This window comes from Bdellovibrio bacteriovorus str. Tiberius (assembly GCF_000317895.1).
In the GTDB taxonomy this organism is placed as follows: domain Bacteria; phylum Bdellovibrionota; class Bdellovibrionia; order Bdellovibrionales; family Bdellovibrionaceae; genus Bdellovibrio; species Bdellovibrio bacteriovorus_F.
On the sequence record NC_019567.1, the window covers coordinates 908775 to 929807 of the forward strand.

The window sequence follows — 21033 nt, forward strand, 5'->3', positions numbered from 1 at the left end:
AGGTTCTATGGATCAGGCTCTTCAGAGTTATTTGGCTCGTATTGCTCCAACCGTTACCGCAAAGTCAGCACAGGCTGTGATCGAACTGGCGGCAGAAGGGGCAACCGTTCCGTTCATCGCACGTTACCGTAAAGAGAAAACCGGCAATTTGGACGAGGTTCAAATTCGCGCGGTTATCGAAGGTCACGAAACTTTCAACGAAATCGTCAAGCGTAAGGCGTTCCTGATTAAAGAAATCGGCGAACAAAACAACCTGACGGCAGAAATCCAGAAGCGTATCGAGCTTTCCTGGGATTTGGGCGAGTTGGAAGAAATCTACAAACCATTCAAAAAGAAAAAGAAAACCAAAGCGACCATCGCACGCGAAGCGGGCCTGGAACCTTTGGCAAACTGGATCTGGGATATGGGTCATGGCACGATCAAAGACGATCAGACCATGGAGATGAAGGCGAAAAACTTCCTCAATCCAACTGCAAAAATCGCGACTTACGAAGAAGCGCTTAAAGGCGCTCAGGACATCATCGTTGAGAGAATCGCCAATGATGCCGATCTTCGTGCCATGGTGGCGAAAAACTACAACGACAGCGGTCGTGTGGTTGCCAAAGCGGCAAAAGGCTACAAAGCAAACTCCAAGTACGAAATGTACAAGGAATTTGAAGAGCCGGTTAAGAACCTTCTGGATGCAAAAAACAATCACCGCTATCTGGCGATGAGACGTGGCTGGCAGGAAGAAGAGCTGACCGTTGACGTTAAAGGCGACGACGAAGCTATCTTGAAATCCTATGAAAACTTCGCGACATCCACTCCGGACAATGCGATCGGCGATTACCTGAAGCAGTGTGCTCGTCTGGCATTGAACGTTTACGTTCTTCCTTCTGTTGTGAACGAAGTTCACCGTCAGTTGAAAGAAAAAGCGGATCAGGATGCGATCACGGTCTTTGCTGAAAACGTGCGTAAGCTTTTGCTGGCTTCCCCGTACGGGCCAAAATGTGTATTGGGCGTGGATCCTGGTTTAAGAACGGGCTGTAAAGTGGCTCTGATCGACAAATCCGGTGCATTCATTTCTCACACGGTTCTTTACACTTTGGGTGATGATGCTGACAGAAAAGCCAAAGTTCTGTTCGGCGACGTGATGAAGCAGATTCAGATCGAGGCTATCGCCGTGGGTAACGGAACTGCCGGTCGTGAGACTGAAGCCTTCCTGAAGAAAGTCCTGAAAGACCTGGGTAAAAACATCCCGGTTGTGATGGTATCTGAGTCCGGAGCTTCCGTGTACTCGGCTTCTGAAGTGGCTCGTGAAGAGTTCCCGGATTTGGACGTGACTGTAAAAGGTGCGATCTCTATCGCGCGTCGTTTGCAGGATCCGTTGGCAGAGCTGGTTAAAGTTGATCCTAAATCCATCGGCGTTGGTCAGTACCAGCACGACGTGAATCAGTCCCAGTTGAAAAAATCCCTGGAAGCAGTGGTTGAGTCCTGCGTGAATAACGTGGGCGTAGACGTGAACACAGCTTCAGCAGCGCTTCTTTCCCACGTGGCGGGTATTGGCCCGGCATTGGCGAAAGGGATCGTTGAGGCCCGCAAGAAGACCTTGTTCAACGACCGTACTGAGCTTTTGAAAATTCCCAAGTTCTCTGCAAAAGTTTTCGAACAAGCTGCAGGTTTCCTGAGAATTCCTCAAAGCAAACAGGTTCTGGATTCCACAGGTATTCACCCTGAGCGTTACCAGGCGGTGACGGACATGGCGAAAGACCTGGGCGTGTCTTTGTCCGATGTTATCGGTGAAGGTGCAAAAAAACTGGTTTCCCAAAGAACCAAATGGGCTCAATTGGTGGGTGAATTCACCTTTGATGACATCGTAAAAGAGCTTGAAAAACCAGGCCGCGATCCGCGTGATCCGTTCAAGGTGTTCCAGTTCCGTGATGACATCATGGAAGTGAAGGATCTGACTGAAGGCATGATCTGCCCGGGTATCGTGACTAACGTGACTAATTTTGGTGCGTTTGTGGATATCGGTGTTCACCAGGATGGTCTGGTGCATATCTCTGCATTGTCTCACAAGTTCGTGGATGATCCTCGTAAAGTGGTGAACCCTGGTGACCATGTGACAGTAAAGGTTCTGAAAGTGGATGTGGTTAAAAACCAGATCTCTTTGACGATGAAGATGGACGATGCTCCGGAAGCTTCCGCACCTCGTGGTGAAAGACGTCCGGAAAACCGTGGTGCTTCCCGCCCAATGGGTCAGGGTCAGCGTCCGCCGGCAGGAAAACCTGCACAGGCTCCAATGAAACCTGCAAACCCGTTTAACAACCCGTTTGCAGCTTTGATGAATGTTCCGACTAATAAGAAATAACAAGGAGAACTAAAATGGCAGCTAAAGGTAAATCCAGAAAAGGTATCCGCGCTAGAAAAAAACGCATCTTGACCAAGAAGCGTATGTACAAAGCGAAAATCCGCAAGTAATTCGCTTTTAAGTTTGAAAATAAAAAACCCACAACTTTAACCGGTTGTGGGTTTTGTTTTTTTAGGAAAGAGTGAAACTCAAACCTTTAAGGCTTTGTGGTCTGAGCCGCTTCCTGAAGCAGCAGTAGATCCTTGTATGTGAAGATGCGGTCTTCACGGGTTGTTTTCAAGTCATGGTCCGTGACGTTCGCATAAGAAGCCGCAAAGATGCTGGCGCCCAGATCCTTGCCCTTCATTTCAATCGTGCGCGAAGCAAAGCGGATGCTGCCTTCACGAAGCGCAGTCAGGCTGGTAAAGCGAGCCGCTGCCACCGTCGGCAGATTCGAAAGGGTCGCGACCAGACTGGTTTCAATCGCCAGCAAAGTGTTGCCCACGCTTTGTCCGGCAAAGAACAACGCCAAAGTCGAATACATCACGCGGGCTTCAGATGTTTTCAAAGCCGTGTGGCTTTGCGCCCCGGTCAGCCACAGGGCGAAGTTGTCGCGCATGCGATGATAGTCATCGTAAAGCTGTTTGCCGGTAATTGCGGCGGCCGTGCCTCCGCAAGCCAAAGATACCGGCCATGCCTGAAGGACTGCCGCCACCAATGAACAGGTGGAAAGAGCGGCTAGTTTGATGCTTGGCGAGTTTCTTTCAATCCACGCTTTCAAGCCCACAGCGTGTTTTTGCTGGCGCAGCAGGCTTTCGATGATGGCTTTGCTTTGCGGGCTTTCTTCCACGATGCTTTTTACGATCGGTTCGTAGACTAAGAAACTTTCCAGCGGGTTTTTCTGGGTGTCGTAAAGCTCGCCCAGTGCCTTGTTCACGCGTTCGATGTATTTACCCAGAGCCACGGCGATTTCCTGATCCGGAGCCTTGTCGGTTTTCATGTAAATCACAAACGGCACCTGATGAATGATCAGCAGGGCTTGCATGTTATAAAACTGTGTCGCAGTGGAAAGTTCGTTTTGAATAATATAGCCTTCCAGGTTCACGTAAGGACTTTTTGGCTTGTCCTTGAACATCTCGGCGGCTTTATCGGAAATCGCACGGTAGTCTTCCTGATACAGACGGCGGATTAGTTTCATTTCCGTCTGGTCCTTGTCGAATCTAGTTTCATACTGCACAAATGGCAGGGTCATTCCGATGCGGGCCGCGGAACCTGAATTCATCAGGCTTTGCGCGTTCGCAAGGCCCACCAGCAGGCGGTACTCCTCGGACTTTTGTTTGATGGCGTTGCGGATCAGCGGCAGTTTTTCTTTCACGTCCGGATCACACAAGGTGATGAAGGCAAAGCATCGGCGCAGTTTTTCGGCCTCCAGCTTTTGTCTTTCGACCAGCTCGATGGTTTTGGTTTTAATGTTTGTCAAGACGGCCTCTTCCGCCGCCGTGAAGGACGGGGAGGTGGCGGCATGGGCCGAGGCCGAGGTGACCAGTAGCAGGCTTAACAGTACAGCAGAAACGTTCATGACTTAAATTTCCTCAAAGAAAGGAAGCGGAAGGCCGTCTTTGCCTTCCGTGGTTCCCATCAGTTTTAGTTTTGGTATTTTAATTTTATTGCGATCCTTGATAGTGACCTTCAGGAAGGTCCATTCGCCACCCGTCCAGTGGTAACCACCACGGAATAAGCTGGTGTTCACACCCGGAATCTGGCGCAACCACTGGCGAAGCGGCATTTGCGTTCCATCTTTGCGCATGACCATGCTGTCAGAACCAAAGCCGCCGTATTCTTTGCCGGTGTACAGATAGATCTCGCCCTTGTTGGACAGGGACTCCAGATAACGGCCAAGCACGATGTCTGGAGCAAACGACGACATAAAGTCCCCGTGATAGTCGGTGATCAGCTTCACGTCGCGCACGTCTTTCAGCAGGGCTGAATCGGACACGGGGGTGTAGTTGATTTTGTCGGTGTTGATGCGTGAAGCTCTCCAGCGGATGAACTTTTGTGAAAGACCCACGAACACCGACGTGTCGCTGTAGTCATAGTCTTTCGACTTCATCCCTGCGAACACTTGGGCACCGACTTCGGATGAATTCACCCAGCGGTCTTCGCGTTTCAGGCCTTTGATGCTGGCAATCAGCGGGTGGCGCAGTTCGCCGCCGCGGAAGGCGTCCAGGAATTCGGTGGCCGTGATGTTTTTGGATCTTTCACGGAACGTGGCGCGGGCCTTTTCCTGCAAGGATGCGTGGTTGGTCAGGCCGTTGTTGGCGACTTCTTTAAAGGACATCACAGGTGGTGCGCCCTCTTTAAAATGGATCATTTCGACGGCAGGCACCTTTGCGTTTTCGTCGGTCTTGGTGATTTTTATGGTCCACATTTCATAGCGGGTGCCATCGTCTTCTTTCGGGGTTTTCACCAGTTCAGCGCGGATGCCCGGGATGGTTTCAAGCCACTGCCCCAGATTCAGCACTTCACCCTTCGCGGTGATCACTTTATTGAATTCGCCGTACAGTTCATGGCGTGCTCCCAGGAAAATGTAGATCTCGCCATCGGGCTTCAGGTTGTTCAGGTACTTTTGCATCACCTGATGGGGTTGGCCGGAATAGGCCAGGGGGCCAAAGACATCGGTGATTAGATCGCTCTTGGCGATTTCTTTATCGGCAATGGTTTCAAGGAACCGGCCGGAAATCACATTCAGGCGTTCGGCGGATTTGGCTGAAGTTTCATAAGCGACAACGGTGGACTTTAGATATTGACCTTCCGGGGCTTGCAAGGCTTGCCTGACGGCGAAAGCGTGGCCAGCGCCGGAATCAAACCAGTGGCCGTCCTGCTTTTGCAGGACACGGGACAGGGACTGGGCAAAGTCATTACCAAGAACAACCTTGTAAGTTTCCAGACCACGACCTTTGGTGAACAGCTGCTCATATTTCGTCAGGTTTTCAAAGGCGCGGGGATCACTTTTTTCGACCTTGGCAAAAGTGAATATGGCTTCACAACGGGCTGCAGCCGACGCCTGTGCCGCAAAAGGCAGCGCCGTTGTCAAAATGCTCGACAAGCCCAGGACGGCTAGTGTTGTTTTAAGGCCCATAGTCACCTCTGCGTTAGAGGTATTTCAAGCGCCGTTCCAATTGACCCCAAAATATCAGGGTATCAAGAGATGATACCGGATCAGTCCTTCTGGCCTCTGACGCGACCTCCGGGGATTTCTTCTTGGGGGGCATCAGGACTTGAGCTATTCTTTGAAGACCTTAAGGAGGCCCTATGATTATTCAACCTCACATTCTGTCCAAGGCTCTGGATGCGGCTTTAAGCACGGGTGCTGATTTCGCGGATATTTTTGTTGAAGACACTTATTCTTCCCAACTGACTGTTCTGAATTCCAAAGCGGATCAGGCTATCGTGGGCCAGCTTTACGGTGCAGGCATTCGTCTGTTCTTCGGCCACGAGATTGTCTATGTGACGACGAATGATCTTTCTGAAGTGGGCCTGGTGAAGGCGGCGCTGAACGCGGCTCAAAGCCGTGGCACCGGGGCGGCTTCCAAATCCATGCCACTGATGCAAGTTCCTTTTGATTCTGTTCACACCTTTGGTGAAAAGCCTTGGGAGATGAACCGCGAACGCAAGTTCAAATGGCTGAACGGAATTGATCAGCACGCTCGTGCCCGCAACTCGGCAGTGACGCAAGTTGAAGCCGGATTGAATGAAAAGTTCCAGCGTGTGCAAATCGCCAACTCTCGCGGTTTGATGGCGTATGATGAACGTGCTTACTCCCGTATCCGCATGCAGACCTTTGTTGAAAGCAATGGTGTGAAAGAAAGCTCTGCGGACGATGAAGGCCACATGGGAACTTCGGAAGTTTATGATCAGATTGATCTGAAATCTTTGGCAGAAGGCGCGGTGGACCGTGCGATGCTGCTGACGAAGGCGGCTTATGCTCCGGCCGGGGACATGCCTGTTTTGATCGATAATGCCTTCGGGGGCGTTTTGTTCCACGAAGCTTGTGGTCACGGCCTGGAAACAACAGGTGTTGCGAAGGACTCTTCCGTATTCTGCGGCAAGATGAACCAGAAAATCGCACACGAGTGTGTGACAGCGATTGATGATGGCACCATCGAAAACGGATGGGGCTCTTTGAACATGGATGACGAGGGCAACAAGACCAAGAAAACGACTTTGATCGAAAACGGTGTTTTGAGATCCTATATCGTTGATGAAATGGGTTCCCGCCAGACCGGTTATGAAATCACTGGCAGCGGTCGTCGTCAGTCTTACAAATATGCTCCGGCTTCGCGCATGAGAAACACTTTCATCGCGGCTGGTAAAGACAAGTTTGAAGACATGGTTCGCGATGTGGACTATGGCCTTTATGCAAAACGCATGGGTGGTGGTTCTGTGAATCCGGGCACCGGGGATTACAACTTCCAGGTGGCTGAAGGTTACATCATCCGCAATGGTCGCATCGAAGAAGCGGTGAAGGGGGCCTGCCTGATCGGTCGTGGTATCGATACGCTGGGTAAGATCACCCGAGTTTCTGATGATCTGAAACTGGCGCGCGGTATGTGCGGATCTGTCAGCGGGACGATTCCAGCAGCTGTGGGTCAGCCTCAAGTTCTGGTTTCCAGCCTGATGGTTGGTGGGAGAGCAAAATAATGGATACTATTAAAAAGAACTTCCAAAAGTTGACTGAACAGGCCCGTAAAGACGGTGCCAAAATTGAAATGCTGGTGACCGGGGGCGAAGCCCTGAGCATCGGTTATTCCAAACGCAAGCTGGAATCGTTTGAGTCCACACAGACTCAGATGGCAGGTTTGCGTGTGATCCTGGGTGCGAATCAGGGTTATGCTTACACGGAAAATCTTTCTGAAGAATCCCTGCTGCGCACTTACGGTGAGGCTTTGAACAACGCCAAGACCGTGCAGACGGGTGAAACAAAACCAGTTGAGCTGGTGAAGCCTCAGGCCGTGAAAGCGATGCCGGAACTGTTTAAGCCAGAGGAAATCGCCATGGAAAAAAAGCTGGAAGTGGCAAGACTTCTGGAAGAGCTGTGCCTGGCAAAAGATTCCCGTGTGACGAATGTGCCTTATTCTGGATTCAATGAATCCGTGGTGTTCAAGCGCATTTTGAATTCAGAAGGTCTGGATCAGGAGTTCAAACAGAACTACTACAGTGGTTACACTTATCCTCTGGCCAAAGACGGTGAAAATTCAAAAATGGACGGCGAAGGTTTCTTTGCCCGCAAGTTTGATGACATCAACACCGAAGAAGTGACGGGCGAAGGTGTACGTAAAGCCTTGGCTCGTTTGGGAGCGACTCAGCTTCCGACGGGTAATTATGCAGTGGTGATCGACCGCGAGCAGTTCCCGACGGTTTTGCAGATGATTCATGATTATTTCTCTGCGAAAGAAGTCCACGAAGGTAAATCCCTGTTCAAAGGCAAGCTGGGTCAGAAGATCGCCAGCGACAAATTTGAGCTGTTGGACGATCCGTTTGAAACTCGGGGGACGTCAGTACGTCCGTTTGATGATGAAGGTGCGCCTTCTCAGAAGACCGTGCTGTTTGATAAGGGTGTATTGAAAAACTATCTGTCCAATCTTGAGTATGCCAACAAGATGAATCTGCCGCACACAGCTCATGCCAGCCGCGGTCCTGCTTCCCAGCAGGCGATTGCGCCGACAAATTTGGTTGTGGCAAACGGAGAGAAGTCTTTGCAGGATCTGCTGACATCTTATGACAAGGTCATCCATCTGGCAGGATTCGAGGGTGGTTTGCACGCGGGCTTTAAACAGTCCACGGGTGATTTCTCGATGCCGGCGTCTGGTTTCTTGCATGAAAAAGGCCAGAACATGGGTCCGATTGAACAGTTTGTGATGTCTGGAAACGTGCTTGAACTGCTTCGTGATATCGAGGCGGTGGGCCGTGACTACAACAAACCAGGCAATTCCTTTATCTGTCCTGATGTTCTGATCAAGTCTTTGAGTTTCGCAGGAGCATAATCATGAAGAAGTTCGCACTTGTTACATTGTTGTTGTTTCAGATGGTGGTAAGTGCGGGCTGCTCCAGCTTGTTTGGTTATGCCGAGGAACCGAAGGTTCAGTTGAATCAGGTGTATGTGCGTGATGCGGACTTCACCGGGGCGACCTTGATCTTTGTGGTGAATGTGCAAAACCCGAACAAGAGCGATATCAAAGTCAAAGAGATCGCCTACAAGGTCTTTATTTCTGGGAAAGAGCTGACCGAGGCCAAGACGGAAAAGCCCATTCTGGTTCCGGCCAACGCTGCCACTGACATCGAAGTTCCACTGCCGGTCAAATACACGGCGATCCTTGGTAATCTCGGGGACATCCTGACGGCTCGTGAGGTTGCCTATCGTATTGATGGCAGCGCCAAGACGGGCTTCTTTAGCATTCCGTTTTCCAAAGAAGGAAAAGTCGAACTTCGCTAAATTCCTGATGGCTAGTTTTTCTGTGGTGAATTGAAGTCCACTTGCCGCAACTTCTTCAGAGTCCTATGCTTTTTCACAAAGTAAGAGGGCTTATGAAGTTCATTTCTGTTTTGATTTTCCTGTTCACATCCATTTCATTCGCACAAACAGTGTCTCGTATTCAAGGGACCGAGGCGACCATCAATCTGGAAGGTCACGAAGGACTGATTGTGGGCGATCGTGTGCATTTCCTGAATTCACAGCTAAGCACGGCGGGCGAGGGCGAAGTTTCGCGCGTTTCTGCTGGTGGCAAAAAGGCCTTGGTGAAAATCCTTTCCGGTAAAGTGAAGACGGGAATGACGCTAGAGAAAATTTCATCCTCTGTGAATGCACCTAAAGAAACTGCGGCGCAAAGTTCTGCCGGAACGGCTATGCGTGCCGATGGTATTTCTTATGCTTCTTTGAGTGAAAGCGACCGTGCGATTCTGGAGCGTGGTGAGATTTCTCAGACGCGCTATGTGGTGGGTGGTATCTTGGCGACGTATCCATTGGTCTTGGAATCGGTCATGCCGTTCAAGGACGCTATATGGAAAAGGGCTGGATCTTTACAGTCGGTGAGCTGGCATCCCTGATGGTGTTCATGGCGGGAGTGGGTGATTGCGTGGACGATGCCTGGAGTTCCAATAGCAACTGCAGTAATAGAGGTGGGCTGTTGTTCGCCGGGGCGTTTGGTTTTGTCGGCTTCCGCATCTGGGAAGCGGTGGATGCGTGGGCGACTCCGCCCGAACAAAACCGCCGTTATCGTGAATTGAAATCCCGTTTGCCGGCCAGCGAAGACACGATCACCTTTGAACCAGGGTTCATGCCTTTGGCTGGCGGAGGCGCATTAGGCCTTCGTGTGACTTTTTAAGATCGCTTTTGCAATTTCAGTGAAACCCAACCCACCTCGGTCTTTAGAGACATAGGTGGGTTTGTTTTTTATCTGATCGATAAAGTTCTGAATGTTCGCCACCGCAAAGCTGTGCGGGAAGTAAGCAAACATCGGTTCGTCATTCGGGGAGTCCCCACTGAAGGCACAGACTTTTTTCGCCTCTTCCGCGCTGACACCGAATTCCTTTTCCAAAAATCTTAAAGACATGGTCAGTTTGTCATAGCTTCCGAACCAGCCGTTGACGTGGATGGAGCTGACTTTGGCTTGAGCACCGACGGCATGAAACAGGTCCACGATCTTTTGCACTTCGGTTTTAGGCAGGGCAGGAACATCTTCGCAGAAGTCGATGGCCAGGTCCATCAGGCGACAGAACTGGTCGCTGGCCAATGCCGAGCCCGGGACTTTTTGCAGAATCTCTTTTTCAAGTTGCTGAAGTTTTGTGCGATTTTCTTTCTGAATCTTTTCATCAAAGAAGAAATGACGGTGCATGGTTTTATTGTGATAGCGGAAATAGAAGCCACCGTTTTCACCCACGATGCCGCTGACGGGCCAGACGCGGGCGATCATTTCGCACCAGCCAGCAGGGCGGCCTGTGACCGGAATCACATGGATTCCGGCATTGTGCAGATTCCACAAAGCTTGATAAGCCTCCGGACCCAAATGTCCTTCGTCAGTCAAAGTGTCGTCGATATCAGTCAGAAGAAAGCGCAAGGGACTTGAGAATTCAGAGGCATTTTTCATTTCTGCAGTATATCTGCTGATCTTGCGAAGGTCTAAGTTGATATGGCTCGTCAAAATTTAGACTTGCACGGGCGGGCATTCGCCTTCATGTTTTGTCTATTATATAGGGGTCGCTACAGATATCCTCTGGAAGGTGACACCTAGACGAAGGACTTAGCATGGCCAAAAAAAGTGACGCAACAGATGGTATCAAGCTTGTCATCGTGGAGTCTCCCACGAAGGCAAAGACCATTCGCAAGTTCCTGGGAAGAGATTATGTGGTGGAGTCCTGCATGGGCCACATCCGTGACCTTCCTCAGTCCGCAAAAGACATCCCGGAAAAGGTGAAAAAAGAAAAGTGGGCGCAACTCGGCGTGAACGTCGATAAAAACTTCGAGCCCCTTTACTGCGTTCCCAAGGATAAAACCAAGGTCGTCAAAAACCTGAAAGACAAACTTGAAGAAGCCTCAGAGCTGTACCTCGCGACGGATGAAGACCGCGAAGGGGAATCTATCAGCTGGCACTTGCTGGAAGTTTTGAAGCCGAAAGTTCCAACCAAGCGCATGGTATTCCATGAGATCACCAAAGACGCGATTCAAAAAGCTTTGAAAGACACCCGTGAAATCGACTTCAACCTGGTGCGTGCCCAAGAAGCCCGCCGTGTTCTGGATCGTTTGGTGGGTTACACGATTTCTCCGCTGCTTTGGAAAAAAGTAGCTTACGGTCTTTCTGCGGGCCGTGTTCAGTCCGTGGCGGTTCGCCTGATCGTGGAAAGAGAACTTGAGCGCGTGCGCTTTAAAAAGTCCTCTTACTGGGGCGTGCTTGCGGAGCTGAGCAAAGACGGTGTGGCTTTTGAATCCCGTCTGCAACAATACAAAAATCAACGGGTAGCAACCGGTAAGGACTTTGATGGTCTGACGGGTCAGCTGACGGCAGGTAAAGACGTTCTGGTTCTGGATGAAACGACCGCGGGCAAACTGTCCATGGATTTGAAATCCGGCAACTGGCAGGTGACGGATGTCGAGGAAAAACCGACCTTCCGTAAGCCAGCGCCTCCGTTTATCACGTCCACTTTACAGCAGGAATCCAATAGAAAATTGGGTCTCAGCTCGCGTGAAACCATGCAAGTGGCGCAGAAGCTGTACGAACAAGGTTTCATCACCTATATGCGTACGGATTCCACATTCCTTTCCAATGAAGCTATCACTGCTTCCCGTGATTGCATCGAAAGCAAGTACGGAAAAGACTATCTGACACCTCAGCCGCGCAATTACGCTGCTAAGAAAGTCAAAGGCGCTCAAGAGGCCCACGAAGCGATCCGTCCTGCCGGGAACCAGTTTATGGATCCGGATGAAACGGGTCTGACGGGGACTCAGTTCCGTCTTTATGATCTGATCTGGAAACGTACGATTGCGTCCCAGATGGTGGATGCCCGTCAGAAACAAGTCAGCGCAAAAATCACCGTGGGTGATGCGTTGTTTGGTGCTTCCGGCATGACCATTGAATTCCCGGGCTTCTTGCGAGCTTACGTGGAAGGCAGTGATGATCCAGAAGCGGATCTGGCTGAACGTGAAGTGCGTCTGCCGGCTTTGAAAGTCAAAGACGGTGTGAAGTGCGCGAAACTGGATCCAACGTCCCACGAAACCAAACCACCAGCTCGTTATACAGAGGCAAGCCTTGTTCAAACGATGGAAAAAGAGGGCATCGGCCGTCCTTCCACGTACGCTTCTGTTATCGGAACCATCATTGACCGTGGCTACGTTCGTAAGAACGGAACGGCGTTGGTGCCGACCTTCACGGCGATGATTGTTTCAAAACTTCTAAGTCAGCATTTGTCCCAGTATGTGGATTTGGGCTTCACTTCCGAAATGGAACAAAGCCTGGATAATATCGCTGACGGGGAACTGGATTGGGAAAGCTACCTTGCGTCCGTGTACAAAGGCCCTAAGGGCTTGCGTGCGATGGTCGACAATCAAGGTGACAAGATTGATCCAAACGAAGCCCGTACAATGACCTTGGAAGGCATGGACAAATACAAATTCCATGTCGGCCGTTACGGTGCTTATGTGACCACTCAGCGTGATGGTGAAGATGTCAGTGCCTCTTTGCCTGACAATGAATCTCCGGCGGATATCACTCCGGAAATCGCTGAAAAACTGATTGATCAGAAAATCAACGGTGCTGATTCTTTGGGTAATGACCCGGAAACAGATCTGCCGGTTTATGTTCTGAACGGCCGTTATGGTCCGTATGTTCAATTGGGTGATGTGACTCCGGAAGACGACAAGCCGAAACGTGCGTCGCTTCCTCCGGGCACGCAGCCTGAACAGGTGGATCTGGCGATGGCGCTCAGCCTGCTGCAATTGCCAAAGACCTTGGGGACTCACCCGGGCACGGGCAAAGACATCAAAGCGGGCTTGGGTCGTTTTGGTCCGTTCGTGGTTCACGACGGCGACTATCGTTCGATTCCAAAAGGTGAAAGCATCTTTAATATCACCTTTGAAAAAGCCATGGAGATGCTGGCTCAACCGAAAAAAGGACGTGGTCGTGCGGCTCCGTTGAAAGAGCTGGGCGCGCATCCGGATTCAGGCGATGCGATTCAGGTCTTCAATGGTCCTTACGGTCCGTACATCAAGTGCGGCAAGGTCAATGCTTCTTTGCCAGAGGGTGCGACGCCAGACACGGTGACCCTGGAGCAAGCTGTTGCTTTGATCAATGAAAAGGGCCCGGCAAAAGGCAAAGGTAAAGCTAAAGGAAAGGCGAAAGCCGCTCCGAAAGCCAAAGCCGCTAAAGCTGATGGCGAAAAGCCTGCTGCAAAAAAGCCCGCTTTGAAGAAAGCCGCTAACGCCAAAGAAAAAGCCGAAGCTTTGGGTGTCAAAAAAGTAGTCACTCGCAAGTCCAAGAAGTAATTTGTTCACCCCCCTTTTCCGAGGGGGGAATCTCTGATAAATTCGTTCCGCATAGTTACAGATCCCATCACTGGGCATCGAAAGGTGTGTTATGAGCGACAGTCCCCTGAAGGGACAATTGGAGTTAGGAATCAACCGTTCCAAGGAGAAGGATAGAAACTTCCACCTTGGCGGTCGCAGTTTCTATTTCTTCGATTTCGACGACAACATCGCCTTTTTGACGACGCCGCTGATTCTTTTCCATAAAAGCGACAAATCTGAAGTGCAGATCTCCAGCGGGGACTTTGCCCAGCACCATCAAACTATTGGCAGCAGTGGTCCCTTTGCGGACTATAATATCGACTATTGCGATGTGACCGGCACCTTCCGTAATTTCCGTGACCACCATGTGGATGAACTGGAAAAACTGGAAGGCAAGAAGCAGATTTTCGTGCAAGACGTGGCCGCGGCTTTGGGTTATCCCGACTTCCAATGGAAGGGGCCTTCCTGGGAGTGTTTCTATCACGCGGCCTTTAATCAGCGCCCGCTGTCTGTGATCACGGCACGTGGTCACCATCCGGAAACAATGAAAGACGGTATTCGGGTCTTTGTTCAGAAAAAAGTTCTGCCATTGGAGCCCAACTATCTCAGTGTGTATCCGGTGAGTCATAAAGAGACACGTCAGCTTCTGGGTGATTCGGACTTCAAAGAAGGCACTGCAGAATTAAAACAAAGAGCCATCCGCGCCAGCGTGGAGCAGGCGATTGATCTTTATGGTTACAATCCGCATCACCGCTTCGGGATGTCGGATGATGATCCTAAGAATATCCAGCTGATTGTTGAGGAAATGACTCGACTAAAGGCGAGATTCCCCGAGATGTCGTTCTTTATGATCGAGACTCAGCATGGCAGTTTCATCAAGCATGAGGTCAAATTGAACGGCCTACGTGGCGACAAAGTGGAAAACCTTTCCCAGCTATCCTTCTTCGAAGAAGATCGACGAAAGTCTTAAGAATCCTTTCTACGTCCTAATTTATGACGTGCTTCATAAATTGAATGCTCTCAGCTAATTATTTGATAATCTAATGCAATTAGGACTGCTCCCGTTCGGGGAGCCATGGAAGGATCAGCATGAGTTCATTCTCAAAAGGCGTTAGAGGTTTCATCATTGCCGGATCATTGGCAGTTTCATCTTTGGCATCGGCCCAACTGAAAGAAGGCCTTGAGTGCCGTTACCTGACAGTGATTGAACAGGGCTTCCTTGCCAACCACGTGAAGTATTCCAACCGCGACACTGACTTGCAAAATCGTGTGATCGAGCAGTATCTGAAAAGACTGGATCCTTCCAAAATCTATCTGACTCAAGGTGATGTTGATTCCATCCGCAAGGCTGCAGGCAACGTTTTTGATAAAACCAAAAACCGTGACTGTTCATTCCTGGATGCAGCTCAGAAGATCGTTCTGGAGCGCGTGAAAGACCGCTCTGAATTTGCAAAAAAATATCTGGGCAAAGACTTCAAATTTGAATCCGCAACTGAATTCACGTTCGATCCAGAAAAGAAAACCTGGCCGAAAGATTCCGCTGAAGCGAATGAATACCTGAAAAAATACATTCAGTTCCAGATCGGGAACTACATGGCGACAGACATGAAGATGGATGAAGCCAAAAAGAACGTGATCAAAAACTATGAGCGTGCAGTGAAAAGAACCGCTGACACAACTCAGGATGATCTGTTCTCGGGTTACCTGGATTCCTTTGCTCGTGCGTTGGATCCGCATTCCAGCTTCTTCTCTCGTGATGTGCTTGAAGATTTCGAAATCCAGATGCGTTTGTCCCTGGAAGGTATCGGCGCGACACTTTCTTCCCAGGACGGTTTCACAGTTGTTGAACAACTGGTTCCGGGTGGGGCAGCGGCTAAATCCGGTCTGATCGAACCACAGGATAAAATCGTGGCTGTCGGTCAGGAAAAAGGCCAGATGGAAAACGTGATCGACATGGATTTGAAGGACGTTGTCAAAAAAATCCGTGGTAACAAGGGCACGAAAGTGCGCCTGACGATCTTAAGAAAATCCGGTGAAGGCAAAAAACGTTTTGATGTCACTTTGACCCGTGAAAAGGTGAATCTGGAGGACGAAGCAGCGTCCATCATCTATCAGGATCGTGAAATCAACGGTCAGAAAAAGAAAATCGGCGTTATCAATTTCCCATCCTTCTATGCGGATTCCCGTCGTGGCGGCAGATCTTCTGCGGCTGACATGAAAAAGCTGATCAAGGAAGCCAACGAAAAGAAAGTCGACGGCCTGGTGCTGGATCTTTCCAACAACGGTGGTGGTTCCCTTGAAGACGCGGTGAAAATCGCGGGTCTGTTCTTCCAGACCGGGAACGTGGTGAAGCAGTCCTCTAAAAATGAAGGCCGTGCAGAATCCGCACTTCGTGACACAGATCCAATGGTGGACTGGGCAGGTCCGCTGGTTGTATTGACCAGCCGTATTTCTGCTTCCGCTTCCGAGATCGTGTCCGGCACTTTGCAGGACTATAAACGTGCTGTCGTAATCGGTGGTGATCACACTTACGGTAAAGGCTCTGTTCAGTCTGTTCTTCCAATCCCGAACAATCTGGGAGCTATCAAGGTGACTGTGGGCATGTTCTTCGTGCCAGGTGGTAAATCCACTCAGCACCGTGGTGTGGATGCGGATATCGTGTTGCCAGGTCCATTCAGCACTGATGACATCGGTGAGAAATACATGGATTACTCTTTGCCGCCAAAAACGATTGAATCCTTCCTGTCCCCGGATGCCTACGTGAAAGAAGGCCCGGGCGCCTGGAAAGAAATCAAACCAGAGTGGTTGAAGTCCCTGCGTGAAAGATCCGGCGAACGAGTTGGCAAAAACGATGAATTCAAGAAAATCGTGGAAGAGCTGAACAAAGCCAAAGCCCGCGGTAAAGTGATCCGCGTGAGCGAAGTTCTTAAAGACAAGAACGAAAAAGAAAAGAAAGACAAAGCTAAAAAGACCGCTACCAAGGCCAAGAAAAACGAAGAGTATCTGAAGCGTCCTGATGTTCAGGAAGCTGAAAATGTTCTTCTGGATCTGATTCAGCTTGAGGACGGGAAATCCCTGGTGCCTCAGCAGAAGCAGGCTAACGCCAAGTAGTGTGATTTGAGGAAACGTTTGTTGTTGTTGAAGCCCGGAGCCACAGTCTCCGGGCTTTTTTTATTTGTCTTCGCGAACAGAAGTTCGGTCCAGAAATGTATTAAGGGGTCCAGAGTGGATGACTTGTAATTGTTAAAAAAAATTGACGTACGACACACTGAAACAGTGGAGGGTTTATGTCGTACGTTTTAGGTCTTCTGCTTTTGTGCGTTGTTGTGCAGGTCTCTGCAGCATCCGCCCCATCGTCTGGCTCTGTCGAGCAATTGCGAATTTTTCTGAACCAGAACCCTTATGACAACAATGTCCGTCGCCACCTGATTGAAAAACATCTGGAGCTTCATCAAAGCGCTGAAGCTCATGCGGAGTTTGCCTCTTACAAGAAGTTGGATCCCCATCTGAACGTCGATGGTGGAAATGCCCTGCAGATGCGGCTGGATATGCTTGATGGAAAGTTTGGTGCTGCCAAACACCTAGCCTTGAAACTATTGACTGTGGCCCAGCTGGGGGCGGAAGACCGCTACCGAGCACATTTAACTTTGGGCGATCTGGCCTATGTTCGCTTTACCTCGGGGGATGCGGTTTCCCGGTATAAAAAAGCTCTTTCGGTCAAGCCGGTCCCGGAGGCGAAACATCGACTGGCGCGTGCTTACCTTCAGAACAAAAAGTACGGCCGTGCTCAGGGTATACTGAGCGACCTGATCGGAGTGGGCTACGCCTCGGATCCGGTTCGTTACGATTATCTGCAAAGTTTGCTGGAGGCCGGACAGAACCAGGCCGCAGCCCTGCGTTTGAGTCAATGGTACAGCGAAGAGCCGGGCAATCCATGGATTGTGACAGCCCATGCGCGTTTTTTACTAAGTCTGGGACAGGACGAATCGGCGCGTATGATACTTCAGCAGTATGCTGAGATCTATCAACCAACTACGGAAATCGATGAGCTGTTGCGAAGCACTCAGCCGCAGCGTACCCCAACGGCGGAGACCGTCATGGTGCTTGGGCTGCGCCCGGAGATGCCGGTCAATGCAGGAGTGGTGCGGGGAGCTGCCTCTGCCGGAGAGGTCGCGGGGAAGCAGGCAATGGAATCGTCTTTGAGCCCGCGACACTGGCAGATGCAGGCCGTGGCTGGATATCAGATGATTAATAACCGGGTGGAAGGGCAGGGATTTAATTCCCTGCTAAGTCCCGAGGCGGGTTACGTTGCAGGTGTTGCCGCCGAAACTGACAATGAAGGTTCCGCCTATTCCTTTGTGGGCAGGGCCCGCACGTCTTGGCAAACCTATAAAATTCCTTCTGGGCTTCAGCAGAATGGAGACCGGTCTCAGGCATTTGATATTGCCGGAGGACTGCAGACTCTGTTGGCAGCGGACTGGCAGTTGCAAATGCAGCTTAACTATCGTTCACGCAGTGGCATTGAGTCGGCGACCAACACTTATGTGTCGGGTTATCAGATGCTGGGTGTGCAGGCGGGAGTTTCAAAAACCTGGCAGCTTCGTTTTCCGTGGAGCTTTGAAGTCCACGCTGATCTGACTTTGCCCGTGTACTTTACCGAGTCCACGGCCGAATCAGGTCAGTTGCGGTTTGGCTATTTTTCAAGCCTGCAGGCACTGGCGCAGTATCCGCTGCGTGAAGGACTGGCCTTTCGCGCAGGTTTGGGTCTTGTGCGCAACGAGATTCAGTTCAATGGCAATGGGTCCCGCGGTGTGACCGATGCCACAGATTCCGAAGAAGGTTTGATGATTCCAGTCAGTCTTACGTGGGTTTATTAGGGGGACGTTGTGTTGAAATATGTTTTGATGGCCTGTCTTTTTCTGAGTGCCTGCAATTTTTCTGAAGAGTCTAAAGTCACAGGAAACACTCCGCAAAGCACTCCGGAGACTGATCCTGCGCCAGGAAGTTCCGCGCCGTCTTGGGTGGATGTGCGTGCGTTGGTATCAACAGGTGAAAACCTCAGCTTCAACAATCAAACCGGCGGGCCCCACGATCTGGCTTTGAACCCGTTAACGGGGCAACCGGGTGTGGCATATTATGATAAGTCCGCGACGGCGGGGGGCAGTGGTGCAACCCCGACGATAGGCGCACTGAAGTACGCCTGGATGGATGAGTTTGGCACCTGGAATGTGGAAGTCGTCGATCTCAACTATGGAACAGCCCTCTGCGGAAATTTGAATTCAGTTTGCGTTGGTGCGCCGAACTCGGCTACCGCCGGGCAGTTGAATCAGGGAAAAATTCTGCGGGTGGCATTTAAGTCCGACGGCAACCCCGTCATCGCCTATGTATATGGATCAAGCCAGAACACCACTTTGCTTGCCGGAAGCGGGACCAAGGACATTCGATTTGCCGAGCGCAGTTCCAGTGGTGTTTGGTCGGTGACAACAGCTTTTCAAGCCCCGGTCAGTGCGGCACCCACAAATGTGGCTGTGGCCACCATTGATCCGATGAAGGCACTTCGCCTGGTGCTGGACAGCGAGGACCGGCCTCACATCACTTTTTCATTCTTCACTCAGACCTCCACAAACAGCCAGGTGAAATATCTTTTCCGTTCCAGCACGGGTGTGTGGTCTTCAATGAACGTGGCGCCACTGGTGTCGCTGGCGGGGACCATCACGGCGGCCAATCAGGCCGGCATCAGTTCAGGGCTGGCGTTGTGCCCGGTGAACGGAGCGCCGATCCTGGGTTTCACCACGACAACGGGGGCGGCAGGGACTTTGAACAACCCTTCAGTGGCAAGATGCACGGGATTGGATGCGGATGGAAAATGTCAGGCCTTTGAAGTCGTGAATCTTTTGCGGGGGTGTGCGGGCAGCACTACTTGTATTTCCGGTTTGGTGAATACGAATCATAACGGTGGAACACATCTGGATTTGAAAGTCGAGCCCACCACCCATCGTGCGGTGTTGGCATTTTATTCTGTGGGCAATCCGAACACCACAGGCCTGCATATTCGCAGCCCCGTGGCCTGCGATGTGGCTCAGGATGGGGCCACCAACTCTTGGGGGCCGGCGACCACCATTGCGGCGGCTTCCACAGGGGCTTCCGGAATCTCTTTGGCTATTAAAGGTGTGACAGACTATCTGGTTTCTGCCGGAGTGGCGACCACGTCGGTAGCCATGAGCAAATTCAACGGCACAGCCTGGTTTGCGGCGAATCACGGGATTGAAACAACGACGGTCGCGCAAGAAGGGGTGTCACTTGCTTATGATGCTGCCAGCGACACAGCTTTCACCAGCTATGCCCAGCTTCCCGCCGCGGCAGGTGGCGCTGTCGGCAATGACCTGAAGGTCGCGCAGATTGATCCGGATGACCTGGTGACAGGGGGAGCCGCAGGAAGCTTTGTAATTTCTGTGGTCGACAACCGTGGCAATGTGTTTCCGAACACGGCCTCTTTCCCGGTGATCAGTGCCGCCAAGGCACCGGATGGCAGAGTCGGCTATGCATACTATTTTTATGACAACAACAACACTCACGCCAGTTCCAAACTTTATTTCGGAACACGCGGGGGCACATTTGTAGAGCCGTATTTCTCTGAAAAATTTGTGACCAGCCATCAACAAAGCGCTTCGGCCACGGCGGCGGTGGGAAATATGCCGTCATTGGCCTTCGACAGTAACAGCAATCCGATGATTGCCGCCTACAATGGTGTGGCGACTGAGCAGAATCTGATTCTGGCCAGATCCAGTGATCGAGGTGTGAGTTTTACAATCACGGTCGTGGATGATTCCGTAGTCAACGTCGGTCAGTACGCAAGTGTCGCCCTGAGTGGTGATGCCATCGGAATCGCGTATTATGATGTCACCAACACGGCCTTGCGTTTTGCCAGATGGACAAAACAAAAAGGCTGGAAAAGATTTGTCGTGGACGGCGCCGCGGGAGCGGGCTCTTGCGGTAACGCCACTGCGGATGCGGGGAAATTTGCGAAGCTCCAGTTTACGAGTTCTGGACAGCCTGCGATTGCCTATCAGTACGACACAGGGGTGCGAGTGGCTTTTGCCAGTGAATCGCTAAGTTCCGCCAGCTATGTGTGGAATTGTGTGGCGATTGAAAATTCCGGATCCACTTTGGGTGCGGGAATTGATTTCAAACTGGATGCTTTGAACAGGCCCTTTGCGGCTTATGTGGATACAACGGCGGGTTCAGTTCGCTATGCAAGTTGTGCTTCGGCCGTTGCAACATGTTTGACCACCGGGACTAGTGCGTTCACGGCCGGTGTCGTGGAGGTGACTGGGGTGACCTCTTTGTTGGGTGAGTCTGCGCCGACGTTGGGGGTAGGCAGTGATGGAGCCAAATACGTGGCCTTCCATAGCTCAGTCAGTAAGGCCTTGCGTCTGGGGACCCTGGCTGCGGCAGGCGGCAGTTTTGTCTTTGAAAGCATTGAACAATCAGTCCTGCCGGCGCCCTCATTTGTGGGGCAGTACGGGGCGCTTTTGATTAATTCCTACGACCGCCCGACGGTCTTTTATCGCAGCTCAGAAAACTGGCTGCGCTACTATTCCCGCGAGCAGGAATAGCCAACTGCCTAAAGAGGGGGCACATTGTGTGCCCT

14 protein-coding genes are annotated in these 21033 nt (G+C 51.1%); 11 read left to right on the forward strand and 3 right to left on the reverse strand.

The window, feature by feature from the left end:
• Nucleotides 1–7: 7 nt before the first annotated feature.
• A complete protein-coding gene (locus BDT_RS04490; RefSeq protein WP_015090076.1) occupies nt 8–2350 on the forward strand; it encodes a helix-hairpin-helix domain-containing protein in 2343 nt (780 codons plus the stop codon).
• Between the two features lie 196 nt (nt 2351–2546).
• Here the strand turns inward: BDT_RS04490 and BDT_RS04495 are convergent, their stop codons facing one another.
• Nucleotides 2547–3908 (reverse strand): hypothetical protein, encoded by a 1362-nt coding sequence (locus BDT_RS04495; protein ID WP_015090078.1) that lies wholly within the window; start codon nt 3906–3908, stop codon nt 2547–2549.
• Between the two features lie 3 nt (nt 3909–3911).
• Nucleotides 3912–5468, reverse strand: coding sequence for a hypothetical protein (locus tag BDT_RS04500; protein WP_080602328.1), 1557 nt, complete (start codon nt 5466–5468; stop codon nt 3912–3914).
• Nucleotides 5469–5641: 173 nt separating this feature from the next.
• Between BDT_RS04500 and BDT_RS04505 the strand changes: the two genes are divergently transcribed.
• The 5 genes from BDT_RS04505 to BDT_RS04525 all read left to right on the forward strand — a co-directional run bounded on the left by BDT_RS04505 (nt 5642) and on the right by BDT_RS04525 (nt 9711).
• A complete protein-coding gene (locus BDT_RS04505) occupies nt 5642–7030 on the forward strand; it encodes a TldD/PmbA family protein (RefSeq protein ID WP_015090080.1) in 1389 nt (462 codons plus the stop codon).
• A complete protein-coding gene (locus tag BDT_RS04510) occupies nt 7030–8373 on the forward strand; it encodes a TldD/PmbA family protein (RefSeq protein WP_015090081.1) in 1344 nt (447 codons plus the stop codon). The genes BDT_RS04505 and BDT_RS04510 overlap by 1 nt, the downstream gene beginning before the upstream one ends.
• Nucleotides 8374–8375: 2 nt before the next feature.
• Entirely contained in the window at nt 8376–8822 is a 447-nt protein-coding gene (locus tag BDT_RS04515; protein WP_015090082.1) for an LEA type 2 family protein, read from the forward strand.
• Between the two features lie 92 nt (nt 8823–8914).
• Nucleotides 8915–9433: a hypothetical protein gene (locus tag BDT_RS04520; protein WP_015090083.1), complete on the forward strand. Its 519-nt coding sequence runs from the start codon at nt 8915–8917 to the stop codon at nt 9431–9433.
• Nucleotides 9388–9711 carry a hypothetical protein gene (locus BDT_RS04525; protein WP_015090084.1) on the forward strand — a complete coding sequence of 108 codons (324 nt, stop codon included), beginning with the start codon at nt 9388–9390 and terminating at the stop codon, nt 9709–9711. Before BDT_RS04520 ends, BDT_RS04525 begins: the two co-directional genes overlap by 46 nt.
• Here the strand turns inward: BDT_RS04525 and BDT_RS04530 are convergent.
• On the reverse strand, nt 9688–10473 hold the full coding sequence (locus tag BDT_RS04530; protein ID WP_015090085.1) for an HAD family hydrolase: 786 nt from the start codon (nt 10471–10473) through the stop codon (nt 9688–9690). The genes BDT_RS04525 and BDT_RS04530 overlap by 24 nt on opposite strands.
• A gap of 158 nt (nt 10474–10631) precedes the next feature.
• Between BDT_RS04530 and topA the strand changes: the two genes are divergently transcribed.
• From topA to BDT_RS04555, 5 genes are all read left to right on the forward strand, one after another.
• Nucleotides 10632–13361, forward strand: a complete 2730-nt coding sequence (gene topA, locus BDT_RS04535; protein WP_015090086.1) for a type I DNA topoisomerase — start codon at nt 10632–10634, stop codon at nt 13359–13361.
• Between the two features lie 91 nt (nt 13362–13452).
• The gene (locus tag BDT_RS04540; RefSeq protein WP_015090087.1) at nt 13453–14352 is read left to right on the forward strand and encodes a hypothetical protein; all 900 of its coding nucleotides are present in this window, start codon (nt 13453–13455) and stop codon (nt 14350–14352) included.
• Between the two features lie 119 nt (nt 14353–14471).
• Nucleotides 14472–16493 carry a S41 family peptidase gene (locus BDT_RS04545; protein ID WP_015090088.1) on the forward strand — a complete coding sequence of 674 codons (2022 nt, stop codon included), beginning with the start codon at nt 14472–14474 and terminating at the stop codon, nt 16491–16493.
• 176 nt (nt 16494–16669) lie between these two features.
• A complete protein-coding gene (locus BDT_RS04550) occupies nt 16670–18259 on the forward strand; it encodes a tetratricopeptide repeat protein (RefSeq protein WP_080602329.1) in 1590 nt (529 codons plus the stop codon).
• A gap of 9 nt (nt 18260–18268) precedes the next feature.
• Nucleotides 18269–20998, forward strand: coding sequence for a hypothetical protein (locus BDT_RS04555; protein WP_015090090.1), 2730 nt, complete (start codon nt 18269–18271; stop codon nt 20996–20998).
• Nucleotides 20999–21033: the final 35 nt, after the last annotated feature.

Coding starts and splice junctions, on each gene's coding strand:
- BDT_RS04490 (WP_015090076.1), top strand. CDS start 8: ATGGATCAGGCTCTTCAGAGTTATTTGGCTCGTATTGCTCCAACCGTT.
- BDT_RS04495 (WP_015090078.1), bottom strand. CDS start 3,908: ATGAACGTTTCTGCTGTACTGTTAAGCCTGCTACTGGTCACCTCGGCC.
- BDT_RS04500 (WP_080602328.1), bottom strand. CDS start 5,468: ATGGGCCTTAAAACAACACTAGCCGTCCTGGGCTTGTCGAGCATTTTG.
- BDT_RS04505 (WP_015090080.1), top strand. CDS start 5,642: ATGATTATTCAACCTCACATTCTGTCCAAGGCTCTGGATGCGGCTTTA.
- BDT_RS04510 (WP_015090081.1), top strand. CDS start 7,030: ATGGATACTATTAAAAAGAACTTCCAAAAGTTGACTGAACAGGCCCGT.
- BDT_RS04515 (WP_015090082.1), top strand. CDS start 8,376: ATGAAGAAGTTCGCACTTGTTACATTGTTGTTGTTTCAGATGGTGGTA.
- BDT_RS04520 (WP_015090083.1), top strand. CDS start 8,915: ATGAAGTTCATTTCTGTTTTGATTTTCCTGTTCACATCCATTTCATTC.
- BDT_RS04525 (WP_015090084.1), top strand. CDS start 9,388: ATGGAAAAGGGCTGGATCTTTACAGTCGGTGAGCTGGCATCCCTGATG.
- BDT_RS04530 (WP_015090085.1), bottom strand. CDS start 10,473: ATGAAAAATGCCTCTGAATTCTCAAGTCCCTTGCGCTTTCTTCTGACT.
- topA (WP_015090086.1), top strand. CDS start 10,632: ATGGCCAAAAAAAGTGACGCAACAGATGGTATCAAGCTTGTCATCGTG.
- BDT_RS04540 (WP_015090087.1), top strand. CDS start 13,453: ATGAGCGACAGTCCCCTGAAGGGACAATTGGAGTTAGGAATCAACCGT.
- BDT_RS04545 (WP_015090088.1), top strand. CDS start 14,472: ATGAGTTCATTCTCAAAAGGCGTTAGAGGTTTCATCATTGCCGGATCA.
- BDT_RS04550 (WP_080602329.1), top strand. CDS start 16,670: ATGTCGTACGTTTTAGGTCTTCTGCTTTTGTGCGTTGTTGTGCAGGTC.